General features: G+C 68.1%; 16 protein-coding genes. 8 read left to right on the top strand and 8 right to left on the bottom strand.

Annotated features, from left to right (window positions below; all coding sequences use genetic code 11):
- Positions 1-102: 102 nt before the first annotated feature.
- The 7 genes from ASG69_RS10785 to ASG69_RS10755 are packed head-to-tail and all read left to right on the top strand — an operon-like array spanning position 103 to position 6,593.
- Positions 103-1,032, top strand: a complete 930-nt coding sequence (locus ASG69_RS10785; protein ID WP_156380494.1) for a helix-turn-helix transcriptional regulator — start codon at positions 103-105, stop codon at positions 1,030-1,032.
- Positions 1,029-2,480: a Fe-S cluster assembly protein SufB gene (sufB, locus tag ASG69_RS10780; RefSeq protein ID WP_027505295.1), complete on the top strand. Its 1,452-nt coding sequence runs from the start codon at positions 1,029-1,031 to the stop codon at positions 2,478-2,480. Before ASG69_RS10785 ends, sufB begins: the two co-directional genes overlap by 4 nt.
- A complete protein-coding gene (sufD, locus tag ASG69_RS10775; protein ID WP_056444670.1) occupies positions 2,477-3,694 on the top strand; it encodes a Fe-S cluster assembly protein SufD in 1,218 nt (405 codons plus the stop codon). Before sufB ends, sufD begins: the two co-directional genes overlap by 4 nt.
- Before the next feature lie 49 nt (positions 3,695-3,743).
- Positions 3,744-4,517, top strand: a complete 774-nt coding sequence (gene sufC, locus ASG69_RS10770) for a Fe-S cluster assembly ATPase SufC (RefSeq protein WP_027505297.1) — start codon at positions 3,744-3,746, stop codon at positions 4,515-4,517.
- Complete coding sequence (locus ASG69_RS10765; RefSeq protein WP_056444665.1) at positions 4,514-5,782, top strand: cysteine desulfurase; 1,269 nt, start codon at positions 4,514-4,516, stop codon at positions 5,780-5,782. The genes sufC and ASG69_RS10765 overlap by 4 nt, the downstream gene beginning before the upstream one ends.
- The gene (gene sufU, locus ASG69_RS10760; protein ID WP_027505299.1) at positions 5,779-6,249 is read left to right on the top strand and encodes a Fe-S cluster assembly sulfur transfer protein SufU; all 471 of its coding nucleotides are present in this window, start codon (positions 5,779-5,781) and stop codon (positions 6,247-6,249) included. Before ASG69_RS10765 ends, sufU begins: the two co-directional genes overlap by 4 nt.
- Positions 6,246-6,593 (top strand): metal-sulfur cluster assembly factor, encoded by a 348-nt coding sequence (locus ASG69_RS10755; RefSeq protein WP_027505300.1) that lies wholly within the window; start codon positions 6,246-6,248, stop codon positions 6,591-6,593. The genes sufU and ASG69_RS10755 overlap by 4 nt, the downstream gene beginning before the upstream one ends.
- 7 nt (positions 6,594-6,600) lie before the next feature.
- On the opposite strand, the gene ASG69_RS10750 is transcribed toward ASG69_RS10755, so the two are convergent.
- From ASG69_RS10750 to ASG69_RS10720, 7 genes are all read right to left on the bottom strand, one after another.
- Positions 6,601-7,791 carry a GNAT family N-acetyltransferase gene (locus ASG69_RS10750; RefSeq protein WP_056444662.1) on the bottom strand — a complete coding sequence of 397 codons (1,191 nt, stop codon included), beginning with the start codon at positions 7,789-7,791 and terminating at the stop codon, positions 6,601-6,603.
- A complete protein-coding gene (locus ASG69_RS10745) occupies positions 7,788-8,549 on the bottom strand; it encodes a phosphatidylserine decarboxylase (RefSeq protein ID WP_081821190.1) in 762 nt (253 codons plus the stop codon). Before ASG69_RS10745 ends, ASG69_RS10750 begins: the two co-directional genes overlap by 4 nt.
- Positions 8,546-8,785, bottom strand: a complete 240-nt coding sequence (locus ASG69_RS10740; RefSeq protein ID WP_156380493.1) for a hypothetical protein — start codon at positions 8,783-8,785, stop codon at positions 8,546-8,548. Before ASG69_RS10740 ends, ASG69_RS10745 begins: the two co-directional genes overlap by 4 nt.
- Positions 8,786-8,825: 40 nt before the next feature.
- Positions 8,826-10,076, bottom strand: coding sequence for an SDR family oxidoreductase (locus ASG69_RS10735; RefSeq protein ID WP_082544469.1), 1,251 nt, complete (start codon positions 10,074-10,076; stop codon positions 8,826-8,828).
- A 183-nt stretch (positions 10,077-10,259) separates the two neighbouring features.
- The gene (ku, locus tag ASG69_RS10730) at positions 10,260-11,282 is read right to left on the bottom strand and encodes a non-homologous end joining protein Ku (protein WP_027505303.1); all 1,023 of its coding nucleotides are present in this window, start codon (positions 11,280-11,282) and stop codon (positions 10,260-10,262) included.
- Between the two features lie 43 nt (positions 11,283-11,325).
- Positions 11,326-12,453 carry a lycopene cyclase family protein gene (locus tag ASG69_RS10725; protein WP_082544468.1) on the bottom strand — a complete coding sequence of 376 codons (1,128 nt, stop codon included), beginning with the start codon at positions 12,451-12,453 and terminating at the stop codon, positions 11,326-11,328.
- Positions 12,450-13,220, bottom strand: a complete 771-nt coding sequence (locus tag ASG69_RS10720) for an SDR family oxidoreductase (RefSeq protein WP_056444653.1) — start codon at positions 13,218-13,220, stop codon at positions 12,450-12,452. The genes ASG69_RS10725 and ASG69_RS10720 overlap by 4 nt, the downstream gene beginning before the upstream one ends.
- 140 nt (positions 13,221-13,360) lie before the next feature.
- Between ASG69_RS10720 and ASG69_RS10715 the strand changes: the two genes are divergently transcribed.
- Positions 13,361-14,992, top strand: a complete 1,632-nt coding sequence (locus ASG69_RS10715) for an ABC-F family ATP-binding cassette domain-containing protein (RefSeq protein WP_027505305.1) — start codon at positions 13,361-13,363, stop codon at positions 14,990-14,992.
- 6 nt (positions 14,993-14,998) lie between these two features.
- On the opposite strand, the gene ASG69_RS10710 is transcribed toward ASG69_RS10715, so the two are convergent.
- A partial coding sequence (locus tag ASG69_RS10710; protein WP_082546985.1) for a TetR/AcrR family transcriptional regulator occupies positions 14,999-15,537 on the bottom strand: 539 nt, incomplete at its 5' end.

Below are 15,537 nucleotides of genomic sequence, written 5' to 3'. Positions count from 1 at the left end.
GTATCGACACCGGCGCCGATCACGAACGTCGCCGCAGCATCGGCCCTGCTACCCAGGGTGCCCTTGCTGGAACCTCTCCGGTAATTCGGTCACACTGGTGTTGTGAAAACGACTACCGAACGTTCCGGCGAGCGCGTCAGCGCCCGCGCCGACGTCGCGTCGGTCACCGTCACCCCGGCTTCGGGATCTGGTTCAGCGACGTCGGGCTCGGCAACGTCGGGCTCGGCAACGTCGGAGGGTCGCACGCGGTCGTCCGTCGTGACGCTCCTGCTCGAGGAGGGTCCGATCAGCGCCACCCAGGTCGGGTCCCGTCTGGGCATCAGCGCCGCCGGCGTGCGGCGCCACCTCGATGCTCTCATCGACGCGGGCGACGCGCGCGTCACGATGACCTCGCGTCCCGGCGCACGTACCCGCGGTCGCCCCGCGAAGCTGTTCTCCCTGACCGCGCACGGACGCTCTCGACTCGGCCACTCGTACGACGATCTCGCGGGTGCGGCCATGCGGCACCTACGGGAGATCGGCGGCGACGACGCGGTGCGCACGTTCGCCCGCCGACGCATCCAGTCCATCGTGGGCGACGTCGAGCCTGCCGACACGTCCTCGCAGCAGTCCGTCTCCGAGACGGCCGACGCCATCGCCGAGGCGCTGACCGAGTCCGGCTTCGCCGCCTCCACCCGCCCGGTCGGCAACGGGGTGCAGATCTGCCAGCACCACTGCCCGGTCTCGCACGTCGCGGCCGAGTTCCCCGAGCTGTGCACCGCCGAGCGCGAAGCGTTCGCCGATCTGCTCGGAACGCACGTGCAGCGCCTCGCCACCATCGCCAACGGCGACTGCGCGTGCACCACCCATGTGCCCCTTCGCACACTCTCGACTCCCGAATCAGGCAATACCGACGACGATGTCGGCGTTGCACCGAGTGATGCTGCCGACAGCGGCACGGTCCACCACGACCGCACAGCTCTCGATTCGGCCCGTACCACCAGCTCCAGCCCGAACAGCCCGCTCGATCGTCTCCGGAAGGAGCCCGCATGACCGTCACACCAGACCAGGTGACCCCCACGGTGCCCGCGACACTCACGCAGGACGAGACCATCGCGTCTCTCGGGACCTACGGATACGGCTGGTCCGACTCCGACGTCGCCGGTGCGAGCGCCAAGCGCGGCATCAGCGACGCCGTCGTCCGCGACATCTCCGACAAGAAGAGCGAGCCCGAGTGGATGCTCGAGGCACGCCTCAAGGCGTTGCGCACGTTCGAGCGCAAGCCCATGCCGAACTGGGGCTCGAACCTCGACGGCATCGACTTCGACAACATCAAGTACTTCGTGCGGTCCAGCGAGAAGCAGGCCGCCACGTGGGACGATCTGCCCGCCGACATCAAGAACACGTACGACCGCCTCGGCATCCCGGAGGCGGAGAAGCAGCGCCTCGTGTCGGGTGTCGCCGCTCAGTACGAGTCCGAGGTCGTCTACCACTCGATCCGCGAGGATCTCGAGGAGCAGGGCGTCATCTTCCTGGACACCGACTCGGGTCTGCGTGAGCACCCGGAGCTGTTCCAGGAGTACTTCGGCTCGGTGATCCCGGCCGGTGACAACAAGTTTTCCGCGCTGAACACCGCGGTGTGGTCCGGTGGGTCCTTCATCTACGTGCCGCCGGGCGTCCACGTCGACATCCCGCTGCAGGCGTACTTCCGCATCAACACCGAGAACATGGGTCAGTTCGAGCGGACGCTCATCATCGTCGACGAGGGTGCCTACGTGCACTACGTCGAGGGATGCACCGCGCCGATCTACAAGTCCGACTCGCTGCACTCGGCGGTCGTCGAGATCATCGTGAAGAAGGGTGGTCGATGCCGCTACACCACCATCCAGAACTGGTCGAACAACGTCTACAACCTCGTCACCAAGCGCGCGAAGGCCGAGGCCGGCGCGACGATGGAGTGGATCGACGGCAACATCGGCTCGAAGGTCACGATGAAGTACCCGGCCGTGTGGATGACCGGTGAGCACGCCAAGGGCGAGGTTCTGTCCGTGGCGTTCGCCGGCGAGGGCCAGCACCAGGACACCGGCTCGAAGATGCTCCACCTCGCGCCGAACACGTCGTCCAACATCGTGAGCAAGTCCGTCGCTCGCGGCGGCGGCCGGGCGTCGTATCGCGGCCTGATCCAGATCAACAAGGGCGCGCACGGGTCGAAGTCGACCGTCAAGTGCGACGCACTCCTGGTCGATCAGATCAGCCGCAGCGACACCTACCCGTACGTCGACATCCGCGAGGACGACGTGACGATGGGCCACGAGGCCACCGTCTCGAAGGTCAGCGACGATCAGTTGTTCTACCTGATGAGCCGCGGCATGACCGAGGACGAGGCCATGGCCATGGTGGTGCGCGGCTTCGTCGAGCCCATCGCGAAGGAACTCCCGATGGAGTACGCCCTCGAGCTCAACCGCCTGATCGAGCTGCAGATGGAGGGATCGGTCGGATGACCCTGCCCCACACCGACACCGGGGTGAAGACTGCCGTCACCGGCGAGAACCCCGCCACCGAGAACAAGCGCGCGATCGTCGCGAACAAGGGCGCGCAGTTCTCGTCCTACGACGTCGCCGCGTTCGAGGTGCCGTCCGGCCGCGACGAGATCTGGCGCTTCACACCGCTGCGGCGCCTGCGCGGTCTCCACGACGGCACCGCCGTGGCCACGGGCTCCGCGACCGTGACGGTCACCGACGCACCCGACTCCGTGCGCGTCGAGACCGTCGGTCGTGACGACGCGCGGCTCGGCACCGCGGGTGCGCCGGCCGATCGGGTCGCTGCCCAGGCGTACTCGTCCTTCGACTCGGCCACCGTCGTCACGGTGGCCTCCGAGGCAGAGCTCGCGGATCCGCTGATCGTGACGGTCGACGGTCCGGGAGCGGACGTCGTCGCCTACGGCCACGTCCAGATCCGCGTCGAGGCGTTCGCCAAGGCGACCGTCGTGCTCGAGCAGCGCGGCAGCGGAACCTACGCCGAGAATGTCGAGTTCGTCGTCGCGGACAGCGCACACCTCACGGTCGTCGCGCTGCAGGAGTGGGACGACGACGCGGTGCACGTCGCGTCGCATCACGCGAAGGTGGGCCGCGACAGCGTCCTGCGTTACGTGTCGGTCAGCCTCGGCGGCGACCTGGTGCGCCTGACCCCGACGGTGAACTTCACCGGTCCGGGTGGCGACGCCGAGCTCCTGGGCCTGTACTTCGCGGACGACGGTCAGCATCTCGAGCAGCGCCTGCTGGTCAACCACACCGCGCCGCACTGCAAGTCCAACGTGGTCTACAAGGGCGCCCTGCAGGGCGACCCGGCGTCGAAGAGGCCCGACACCCACACCGTATGGGTCGGCGACGTCGTCATCGGTGCGAAGGCGGAGGGCACGGACACGTTCGAGCTCAACCGCAACCTGATTCTCACCGACGGCGCGCGCGCGGACTCCGTCCCGAACCTCGAGATCGAGACCGGCGAGATCGTCGGGGCCGGTCACGCGAGTGCCACGGGTCGCTTCGACGACGAGCAGCTGTTCTACCTCCGTGCTCGCGGCATCCCGGAGGACCAGGCACGCAAGCTCGTCGTGCGCGGTTTCTTCCACGACATCATCGCGAAGATCCCGGTCGCGTCCATCCGTGAGCGTCTCTCCGACGCGGTCGAGGCGGAACTCGCCATCACCGGCGTCTGACCCCTCGCGCGACCACCTTCTCCCGATTCACAGACAGGCAAGGAACATCATGTCCACTCTCGAAATCCGCGATCTGCACGTCGACGTCGCGAACACCGACGACGCCGCGCAGCCGATCGAGATCCTGAAGGGCGTCGATCTGACGGTCTCGTCGGGCGAGACGCACGCCATCATGGGCCCCAACGGCTCGGGCAAGTCGACGCTCTCCTACGCGATCGCCGGTCATCCCAAGTACCGCGTCACCTCGGGCACCATCCTGCTCGACGGTGAGGACGTGCAGGAGATGTCCGTGGACGAGCGTGCTCGCGCCGGCCTGTTCCTCGCGATGCAGTACCCCGTCGAGGTTCCCGGTGTCTCCATGTCCAACTTCCTCCGCACCGCGGCCACCGCCGTGCGCGGCGAGGCCCCGAAGCTGCGGCACTGGGTGAAGGAGGCCAAGGAGGCGATGACCGAGCTCGACATCGATCCGGCCTTCGCCGAGCGCAGCGTCAACGAAGGCTTCTCCGGCGGCGAGAAGAAGCGCCACGAGATCCTGCAGCTGGGTCTGCTCAAGCCGAAGATCGCCATCCTCGACGAGACCGACTCGGGCCTCGACGTCGACGCCCTGCGGGTCGTGTCGGAGGGTGTCAACCGCTACAAGGAGCGGGAGAACGGCGGCATTCTCCTGATCACGCACTACACCCGCATCCTGCGCTACATCACGCCCGATCACGTGCACGTGTTCTCCGCGGGCCGCATCGTCGAGTCCGGTGGACCCGAGCTGGCCGACGAGCTCGAGGCCAACGGATACGAGCGCTTCACGAAGACCACCGCGGGCGCATGACGGCCGTCGCGTCGGTCGGCACCCTGGACGTCGCGAGGCTTCGGGAGGACTTCCCGATCCTCGGTCGTACCGTGCGCGACGACAAGCCTCTCGTGTACCTCGACTCCGGCGCCACGTCTCAACGTCCGGTGCAGGTGCTCGATGCCGAGCGGCACTTCCTCACCACCTGCAACGCCGCCGTGCACCGCGGGGCCCACCAGCTGGCCGAGGAGGCCACGGACGCCTACGAGGGTGCCCGCGCGGGCATCGCGGCCTTCGTGGGTGCCCGCGCGGACGAGATCGTGTTCACCAAGAACGCCACCGAGTCGCTGAACCTCGTGACGCACGTCCTCGGCGACGACCGCTTCGCGCGGTCACTGCGTCCCGGTGACGAGATCGTCATCACCGAGCTCGAACACCACGCGAATCTGGTTCCGTGGCAGGAGCTCTCACGTCGCACCGGTGCGACGCTCCGGTGGTACGGGGTCACCGACGACGGCCGGATCGACCTCGACTCGCTCGAGCTCACCGACCGCACGCGCGTGGTCGCGTTCACCCACCAGTCCAACGTGACGGGCGCGGTGGCTCCCACCGAGGAACTCGTCCGTCGTGCACGGGCGGTCGACGCACTGGTCGTCCTCGACGCCTGCCAGTCGGTGCCGCACATGCCGGTGGACGTCTCCGCGCTCGACGTCGACTTCGCGGCGTTCTCCGGGCACAAGATGCTCGGACCGTCCGGGGTCGGTGTCCTGTACGGCAAGTCGGCGCTCCTGGCCGAGATGCCTCCCTTCATCACCGGCGGGTCGATGATCGAGACCGTCACGATGGAGCAGACCACCTACGCACCGCCCCCGCAGCGGTTCGAGGCCGGTGTGCCCATGACGTCGCAGGTCGTCGGTCTCGGTGCCGCCGTGGAGTACCTGAACGCGCTGGGGATGGACGCCGTCGCCGCGCACGAACAGACGCTCACTGCTGCCGCACTGTCGGAGCTCGCCACCATCGACGGGCTCCGCATCATCGGACCCACGGACACGCAGGACCGCGGGGGAGCCGTGTCGTTCGTCGTCGACGGCATCCATGCGCACGATCTGGGGCAGATCCTCGACGACGAGGGCGTCGCCATCCGCGTCGGGCATCACTGCGCGTGGCCGCTGCACCGTCGTTTCGGCGTGGCCGCGACGGCCCGTGCCTCGTTCGCCGTCTACAACACGGTGGAGGAAGTGCACGCGCTGCGCGACGCGATCCGCACGGCACAGTCGTTCTTCGGCGTCGGCGGTGCCGCGTGAGAATGGAACAGATGTACCAGGAAGTGATCCTCGATCACTACAAGCACCCGCACGGTCGTGGGCTCCGCGAGCCGTTCGGCGCCGAGGTGCACCACGTCAACCCCACGTGCGGTGACGAGGTCACGTTGCGCGTGAACGTCGCCGACGGTGTCGTGGCCGACGTGTCCTACGACGGGCAGGGGTGCTCCATCAGTCAGGCGGCCACCTCGGTCCTGACCGACCAGGTCGTCGGACTCTCCGTCGAGGACGCGCTTCTCACGGTGGACGCCTTCTCGGCGATGGTCGGCAGCCGCGGCACCGTCGAGGGGGACGAGGACGTCATCGGCGACGGCATCGCCTTCGCGGGTGTGGCGAAGTACCCGGCACGCGTGAAGTGCGCGCTGCTCGGATGGATGGCATTCAAGGACGCCGTTGTTCGTACTGTGGAGACGCAGGACGAGCACGCGAACAGTGGAGGACGATCATGACCGATACCGACAACGGCGCAGTGGCGCCCGATTCCGTCATCGAAGACCTCGAGGAGGCCATGCGTGACGTCGTCGACCCCGAGCTCGGCATCAACGTCGTCGACCTCGGACTGGTCTACGGAATCACCATCGACGACGAGGCCGTGGTCACCCTCGACATGACGCTGACGTCCGCGGCGTGCCCGTTGACCGACGTCATCGAGGACCAGAGCCGCACCGCCCTGGTGCGCAGTGGTCTGGCCGAGGACCTCAAGATCAACTGGGTCTGGATGCCGCCGTGGGGACCGGACAAGATCACCGACGACGGCCGCGAGCAGCTGCGCGCGCTCGGCTTCACCGTCTAGAGCCGGCTCACCCGATCTCACGCGAGAAGATGCGGTACGTCCTGCTCGGGTCCACCGGGTAGGACGAACGCACCGAGTGGAACCAGCCCCCGTCCGCCAGCACGGGGGCTGCCTCCACGGAGGCGTACCCGCCGTCGTGGAGGCGCTGGAACAGTTCGAAGATCAGCAGTGCCGAGGTGCCCTTGTCGGGGCAGCTCGGGTCCACGAACATCATGTCGAGCCGCACGTGCGTGCGGTGTCTGCGTCCGCCGGGCCCCCGCCACCGCGCGATCGTGTGGAGATCGCGCACGATGCCGAACCGTGAGCGCACCGCTCCGAGGGCCGCCTTGTTCACGTCCGGGATCCCCATGACGAAGCCGACGACCTCGCCGTCGAGTTCGGCGAACAGCACGATCTCGGGATCGAGGATCGGACGAATGGTCGCCACGAGCGCATCGAGTTCGTCGGGTTCCACGGGCGTGAATCCCCAGAACGACGCGAATGCGGTGTTGTAGAGCACGCGCAGCTTGGCCACGTCCTCGTCGAACGTCGCCGGATTCATCGGCCGGACGACGACGGACGACCGCGCCTTCCACCTCTGGCCCATCGCGTACTTGCGTGCGAACGGCGGCGACTGGACGAGCGTGTGCGGGTCGTCGTGATAGAAGCTGTGGAACTCCTTGATGCTGGTCATACCCCACGACTCGAGGAGATCGGCGTAATACGGGGGATTGTGGGGCATCCCGACCAGCGGCGGAATGTCGTTGCCGTGCACCAGCACTCCCGCGCTCCACAGCAATGACGGGCTCATCGGACCCACCACGGTGCTCAGCGACCGCCCCCGAGCCCAGGCGGCCACGGCGTCGAGCAGAGCGTGCGCGGCCTCCCGGTCGTCGAGGCACTCGAAGTAGCCGAAGTACGCGGTCTGCTCCTCGTAGTGCGAGATGAAGACCAGGTCGGCGATGGCCGCGATCCGCCCCACGAGCCGCCGACCGCGATACGCGAGGAACGCCTGACTCGTCATCCGGCTCTGCGTCTCCTCAGAGGGCCGACGCAGCATCGAGCCCACGTCCGCGATGTCGCCGGGGATCCAGTTCGGGTCGTTCCGATAGACCGCGAACGGGACCTTCGCGAAGGCCGACCAGTCGCGACGGGTGCGTACCGCTGTGATGGTCACGGCCGCGGTCGTGACCGGCCGACCGACCGTACGTGAGGTCATGAGAGGGCCTCCTCGAGGTCGTCCTGCATCGTGCTCCGGGTCGTCGGTGCCGGCCGCACGACGGACCGGGCGAGCACCGACTCACCGGCCCACACGTACTGCCCCGGCCGTACCAGGACGTCGCCGTCGAGCAGAGCGTCGGGAAGGAACACGTCGCACTGTGACCCGAAGCGGATCAGGCCGTACTGCTCGCCGCGAGCGAGATTCTCACCGACCTCGACGTGGGCGACGATCCGGTCCACCCACAGATCGGCGATCTGCGTGACGAAGACGGTGGGACCGTCGGCGTGCCGGACACCGATGGTGAGCCGCTCGTTGGTCAGGAGGTACTCGCACCCCTCGTCGTAGGGCGTGCGGTGCAGGAACAGGTTCGCCGTCATGCGAGCCATCGACCTGTTGAACGGCGCCGCGCCGCGGTGTTCACGCACCACCACCGCCCCCTCGATCGGTGCGCGATTGCGGTGGACCGAGTGCTCGGTCATGTAGGTGCCGACGAGCCACCCGCTGGCGTCGGAGTCGATCCCGGCGTACTCGGACAGCCGGATGGTGCGCCGCTTCTTCACGGCGACCGGCATCTGGCCCGACTCGACACGCTTGACGTAGGTGATGTACCCGTCGGCCGCCGACACGATGGACGACGGGTCCGGGGGCACCGACCGCTCCGGATCACGGAGGAAGGCGGCGCTGCGCCAGTACGAGTACCCGCCGACGAGCGCAGCGAGAGCCACGGTTCCAGCGGTGGTGGCTGCTCTGGTCACGACGGCTCCACCGCCGTCTCCTTACCGTGGTCGATGCGCTCGACCAGTGCGATGAACGCGTCGTAGAGATGGGTGCGCAGCACGGCGTCGATCGCGACGGCGAGCACTCCGAGGGTCGCGCAGGCGACGTAGTAGACGAGCCCGAGGGTGAAGTTCACGAAATCGCCGAGGAACACCCGGACCCGGTACCTCGCGCCGGTTTCCAGGAACATCGGTTGCGGCGGGACGCGACTCATCGTGCACGACCGAGGACGTCGCGGGTCTGTGCGCTTCTGCTCACGCGGTGACCAGTCGGGGTCGGCACGCCGTCGCGTCGCGGAACTGGATGACCGACAGGTACAGCGCGAAGAGCGCATCGTGATCCCACGAGGATCCGTCGAAGGACGACGGCATGAGCGACGGTGCGTTGGAACGGCGGATGAGGTCGTTGACGTCGGACCCGAGCAGGGACGCCGTCTTCTCCGCCGGGATCTTGCTGTCGACGATCGCTTTGAACTCCGCCCACGGCACGAGGTCCAGGCCGAGAGCCGATGCCAGGACGGCGTTGCTGTAGGGCACCGGATTGGACGGCACGAGGTGGGGGAGCGTGCCGTCGCCGAGAGCGTTGTCCGCCAGCACGCGCGCGAGCACGTCGACGGGCGCGTAGTTCATGCCCGGACCGTCCCACATCGCACCGACACTGTTCGCCAGCTCGATCGCGCGCCAGAAGCTGTAGACGCGACCCGGGTCCTTGCCGACGGTGGTGCTGCCGAGCACGTACGGCGACTCGACCAGGGTGACGGAGGCGACGCCGTCCCGTGCGAGCCATCCGAGGAGCTGACCGTTGATCCACTTCATCTGACAGTAGCCCGAGTACCACCAGGAATCGGGACGCAGGAAGTCCTCCGGGCTGGTGTAGATGAAGGCGCCGATCGACCCCATGTAGGTGAGGTGCTTGCGACGGTCCTCCAGGGTGAACTGGACGACGCGCAGCAGGGAGACGAACCAGTCCTGTCGCAACTCGAGGTAGCTGGAGTCGTAGTCGGTGGAACTGGCCGAGTTGAACACCTGGTCGACGGTGCCGCGGAGCCGCAGGTAGGTGTCCTCGTCCAGACCGAAGTTCGTCCGGGTCGGAACCGCCTCGATGACGACGATCTTCGCGAGATCGATCCCGGTGATCGAGTACTGGGCGACGGTCTCCTCGAAACGCTCGGCGGCGGAGGAGTCGCCGGCGGATCGGACACCGGCGTAGACCGTCGTGATTCCGGGGCGCAGAGACAGTTCCGCGACGAGATGCGCTCCGACGAAGCCGTTGGCACCGAACACCAGCGCGATCTCGTCGGCGGGCGGCGCCATGGAGCGCACCTGCTCGGCGGTGCTCGGATCGACGATCGGTCGCAGCAGCTCGTGGTCGCCGGCGGACAGCGCCGCGACGTCCGCATACTTTCGCGAGAACAACAGCGACGGCGCGTCGCCCGTCAGAGCGACGACCGGACTGACCAGGTGCCCGTCGTTGGCGACAGTGCTGAACGTGTACTCGTCGAACATGTGATCTCCCCCGATGGATGCGGCGCCCGTCGCCGGTGTGACCGGGACGACTCGCTGTGTCTCTCCAGAGAGAGTAAAAGCATCCTTGGGGTGATCAACCACGTTTGGCGTTGTGAGACATACGGTTCCGTGGGCACTTGATTGTGAGGCCCGTGCGGACGCGCACGCCGTGGTCGTGAGACCTCACGCCCCCTTGCGCTGCTGGTCCTCGTCGCCCGACGACGTGCCGCTCCCGGCCTTCTTCGCCGCCGCCTTCTTCGCGGCCGTCTTCTTGGCGGGCGCTTTCTTCGCCGCCGCCTTCTTGGCCGGTGCCTTCTTCGCGGCTGCCTTCTTCGCCGGAGCCTTCGTCGCGGACTCTTCGTTCCCCGACTCGTCCTTTGTCGATGCCGAGTCGGTGTCGCCGCGACGACCACGGCCGGACCGGCCCGCCGCCTCGACGCTGCGTTGGAGTGCCGCGACCAGGTCGACGACCTCGGCGTCCTCTCCCGAGTCGGTGTCCTCCGGTTCGGCGTGCACCACCTTCTCGCCGCCGTTCTCGATCATCTCGTCGAGGACCTTGCGGAGTTCGATCTGGTAGTCGTCGGTGTACTCGGACGGGTCGAAGTCGCCCGACATGCTCTCGACGAGTGCCCCCGCCATCTTCAGTTCGTTGGGGCGGGGCGCGGTGACGTCGTCGAGCGAGGAGAACTCGGCGGCCCGCACCTCGTCGGGCCACAGCAGCGTCTGGATCATCAGCACGTCGTCGTGCACGCGGAGGGCCGCGAGGCGCGTCTTCTGTCGCAGCGTGAAGTGCACCAGTGCGGTGCGATCGGTCGTGGACAAGGTCTCCCGGAGGAGCACGTACGCCTTCGGGGACGTCGAGTCCGGCTCCAGGTAGTAGCTCTTGTCGAACAGGATCGGATCGATCTGGTCGGTCGGCACGAACTCGAGAACCGGGATCTCGTGCTTCTCGGCGGCGGGCAGCGACGAGAAGTCCTGATCGGTCAGGATCACCCGGTCGCCGTCGGGGGTCTCGTAGGCCTTGTCGATGTCGGCGAACTGCACCGACTCACCGCACACGGAGCACTTCCGGTCGTACTTGATGCGACCGCCGTCCTTGCCGTGGACCTGATGGAACTTGATGTCGTGGTCCTCGGTGGCCGTGTACACCTTGACCGGGACGTTCACCAGGCCGAAGGCGATGGAGCCTTTCCAGATCGATCGCATGTGTCCAATCTTGGGGCACGCCCGGTCACATTTCCACCACCCGTCACGAACGCGTCCCCACCGCTGCGGAGAACATCGCCCGACGGACCGCTCCGAGGATCACGCGGCGGTCGGACGAACCGATCCGCGAGAACAGCGTCAGCATCGCCCGGGACATGCCGGCGACGTCGTCGTCCGACGACAGATAGGCGCGTTGCAGCGTCGACGGCATCTCGAAGAATCGGTCGAAGAACGGCGCGAGGGCATCGGGCGGGAAGGACAGCAGAGCGTCCGCGCCCACCGACCGCAGCCGTGTGACCGCCCGCGATCCCGCCGAGTCGACGCCGCCGCCGTCCAGCACGGCCGACGCGATGACGTCCGCTCGGCGCAGGGAGGCAGCGACGCTGTACCCGGTGGCGGTGTGCAGAGCCGGACTCCGCGTCCCGGTGGTGACGACCCCGCGCGTCGGACGGGTCGGCGGACGCATCGCGAAGCGCACCCGCTCGACGGGCTCGTCGCCGCGCAGAGTCACACCCCGCGCAGCCAGTCGTGCGAGCAGCCGACGCGCGAGCTCGGGTGAGGTGAGGCCGGGCCGGCCGACCAGGCAGGTTTCCTCGAGCAACACCGCGCCGCCGCCCAGCGGCACGACGTACAGGAAGGACGGCACTGCGTCCGCGTCCGCACCGTTGTCCCGCCGCCAGTCCATGATCACCGCGGACTCGCCGCCGCAGGCACGTGCAGCAGTCTCCTCGTCGACCACGACCCCGTGGGCCGTCTGCTCGGGGACGCCGGGTCCGACCGCCGAGCCGCGGGCGTCGATCACCGTGCCGCCGGACAGGGAGGTGCCGTTCCGCAGGGTCACCGACGTGGGCGTGACCTCCGCCGCGGACTCCGCGACCACCGACACTCCGTCGAGCGTGAGGTCGTCCTGCAGTCGTCCGGTGTCGAGCACCGAGTACCCCCGGTCCACCACGTGTCGGCGTGTGCCGACCACGACGGGGGAGCGGGACGTGGACGCGCGCGTCGACTCCGGCACCCAGTCCGGAATCTCGTCGGTCCACATCCCGTACGTGTTGATCCATCGACGATCCGGACGGGGGTCGACGAGAGTCACCGATGCCCCCGCGGCCACGCAGCGATGTGCCGCCGCGCGGCCGGACGGGCCGGCGCCGACGACGAGGACGTCGGTCAGAACGTTCCCGTCGCCAGCAGTCCGCCGTCGACGCGCACCGTCTCACCGGTGATCCACGACGCGGCGTCGGACACGAGGAACCCGACGAGCGAGGCCACGTCCTCGGGCGTTCCCAGCCGCTTCATCGGGTAGCCGGCGGCCGCCGCCTCCTCACCATTGGCGACGAGTGCCTCGGCGAACTTGGTCTTGACGACGCCCGGGGCCACCGCGTTCACACGGATCGAGGGTCCGAGCTGCCACGCGAGCTCCTCGGTCAGCCGGATGAGCGCCGCCTTGGACGAGCCGTACGCGGCGATGACTCCGGTGGATCGGATTCCCGCCACGCTGGCGAGGTTCACGACCGAGCCGCCGTGCTCGCCCATCCACGCTCGGTGCGCCTCCTGGATGAAGCCGAGTGTCGCGACGACGTTGACCTCGAAGATCTTGCGGACGCCGGCCAGATCGGCCTCCATCAGCGATCCGTACACCGGATTGATGCCGGTGTTGTTGATCAGAATGTCGAGTGAGCCGAGCTCGGCGACCGTGCGGTCGACCGTCTCGCGGCGGGACTCCTCGTCCCCGGCGTTGCCGGCGATGGCGAGCACGATGGCCCCCGGTACCGCGGCGCGCAACTCCTCGGCGGTGGCGTCGAGCTGCTCCTTCTTGCGGGCGGTCACCGTCACGGCGGCGCCGCGAGCGAGGAGGTCGGCCGCGATGGCCCGACCGATTCCGCGGCTCGCGCCGGTGACCACGGCGACACGCCCCTGCAGATCCTGTTCCTTCTCCATGCGTCGAACGTTAGCGGAGTCACGTCTGCGTGGACCGTGGGAGCCCGCGGAGGCGTTAAAATGAGGGATTGCTGCGCAGTCGACTTCGCGCTGCGCCCGGTCTGCCACCGGACAACTACGACGATCGAGGAGTTCGCACCGTGATCACCGCCACCGACCTGGAGGTTCGTGCCGGCGTGCGTACTCTTCTGTCCGCTCCCGGGCCCGCCCTGCGCGTGCAGGCCGGCGACCGCATCGGCCTCGTGGGCCGCAACGGCGCCGGGAAGACCACCACTCTCCGCATTCTGGCAGGAGAGGGCGAGCCCTACGCCGGCTCGGTCACCCGCACCGGGGACATCGGTTACCTGCCGCAGGACCCCAAGGAGGGCGACCTCGACCTGCTGGCCAAGGACCGCGTCCTGTCCGCCCGCGGACTCGACACCTTGCTCCACGACATGGAGAAGCAGCAGGCGCTCATGGCCGAGGTGGCCGACGAGGATCGCCTCGACAAGGCCGTCCGCCGATACGGCGAGCTCGAGGAGCGTTTCGCCTCGCTCGGCGGCTACGTGGCCGAGAGCGAAGCGGCGCGCATCTGCAACAGCCTCGGACTTCCCGACCGTGTCCTGGCGCAGCCCCTACGCACCCTCTCCGGCGGTCAGCGCCGCCGCGTCGAGCTGGCACGCATCCTGTTCGCGGCGTCCGACGGCAGTGGTGGTCGCTCGGCCACCACGCTGCTGCTCGACGAGCCCACCAACCACCTCGACGCCGATTCCATCACCTGGCTCCGCGGCTTCCTGCAGAGCCACGAGGGTGGGCTCATCGTCATCAGTCACGACGTGGAGCTGCTGAACGACGTCGTGAACCGCGTGTGGTTCCTCGATGCCGTCCGCGGCGAGCCGGACGTCTACAACATGAACTGGAAGAAGTACCTCGACGCGCGCTCGACGGACGAGCAGCGTCGTCGCCGCGAGCGTGCCAACGCGGAGAAGAAGGCCGGCGCTCTGCGCGCGCAGGCCGCCAAGATGGGTGCGAAGGCCACCAAGGCCGTGGCCGCCCAGAACATGGCCAAGCGTGCCGACAAGCTGATGGCGAACCTCGACGAGGAACGCGTGTCCGACCGGGTGGCACACATCCGCTTCCCCGAGCCCGCACCGTGCGGCAAGACGCCGCTCATGGCGTCGAACCTCACCAAGATGTACGGGTCCCTGGAGATCTTCGCGGGTGTGGATCTGGCCATCGACCGCGGTTCCCGCGTCGTGGTGCTCGGCCTCAACGGCGCCGGCAAGACGACGCTGCTCCGCATCCTCGCCGGCACGGAGAAGAGCGACTCGGGCCAGATCGAGCCCGGTCACGGTCTACGCATCGGCTACTTCGCCCAGGAACACGACACCCTCGACGACATGGCGTCGGTCTGGGAGAACGTGCGGCACGCGGCACCGGACACCCCGGAGCAGGAGCTGCGGTCGCTGCTCGGTGCGTTCATGTTCACCGGCCCGCAGCTCGAACAGCCGGCCGGCACTCTCTCCGGCGGTGAGAAGACGCGACTCGCGCTCGCCGGCCTGGTCTCGTCGGCGGCCAACGTGCTGCTGCTCGACGAGCCGACCAACAACCTCGACCCGATCTCGCGTGAGCAGGTCCTCGAGGCGCTGCGGAGCTACAAGGGCGCCGTCGTGCTGGTGACGCACGATCCGGGTGCGGCCGAGGCACTGTCTCCCGAACGAGTGATCCTCCTGCCGGACGGCAACGAGGACCACTGGTCGCAGGACTACCTCGACCTGATCACGCTCGCCTGAGTCGGCTCACGGCCGATCGCGACGGACCGACTCCTCGACCAGGTCGAGGACGGCCGACAGGTTCTCGGTGCCCTGGCCCGACGCGATGCGGGTCACGAGACCGTCCATGACGAGGTCGAGGTATCCCAGCAGTACCGCGGTGGGCACGTCGTCCCGCAGTCGGCCCGCAGACTTCTGACGCTCGAGACGTGACAGGACGGCGTCCTGCAGCTCGACCGAGCGCTCCGACCACCCGGCCCGGAACTCGGCGTCGGTCTTGAGCCGTCGGGCGATCTCCAGACGTGTACCGAGCCAGTCGAACTGGTCGGGAGCGGCCAGCATGTCCCGCATCACCTGGACGAGCCCCTGCTCGGCGGCGACGTCCGCCATGCGGCGCGCGTCGTCGCGGGCGAGCGCGAGGAACAGCCCGTCCTTGTCCTTGAAGTGGTGGAAGATCGCTCCTCGCGAGAGCGAGGTGGCCTCCTCGAGTCGCCGCACCGTGGCGCCCTCGTAACCGTATTCGGCGAAACAGCGGCGCGCGCCGTCGAGGATCTGACTTCGGCGCG

Source organism: Rhodococcus sp. Leaf225 (assembly GCF_001426145.1).
In the GTDB taxonomy this organism is placed as follows: domain Bacteria; phylum Actinomycetota; class Actinomycetes; order Mycobacteriales; family Mycobacteriaceae; genus Rhodococcoides.
The sequence above is the reverse complement of the archived record's forward strand: the minus strand, read 5'-3'. Positions and strand labels throughout refer to the sequence as shown.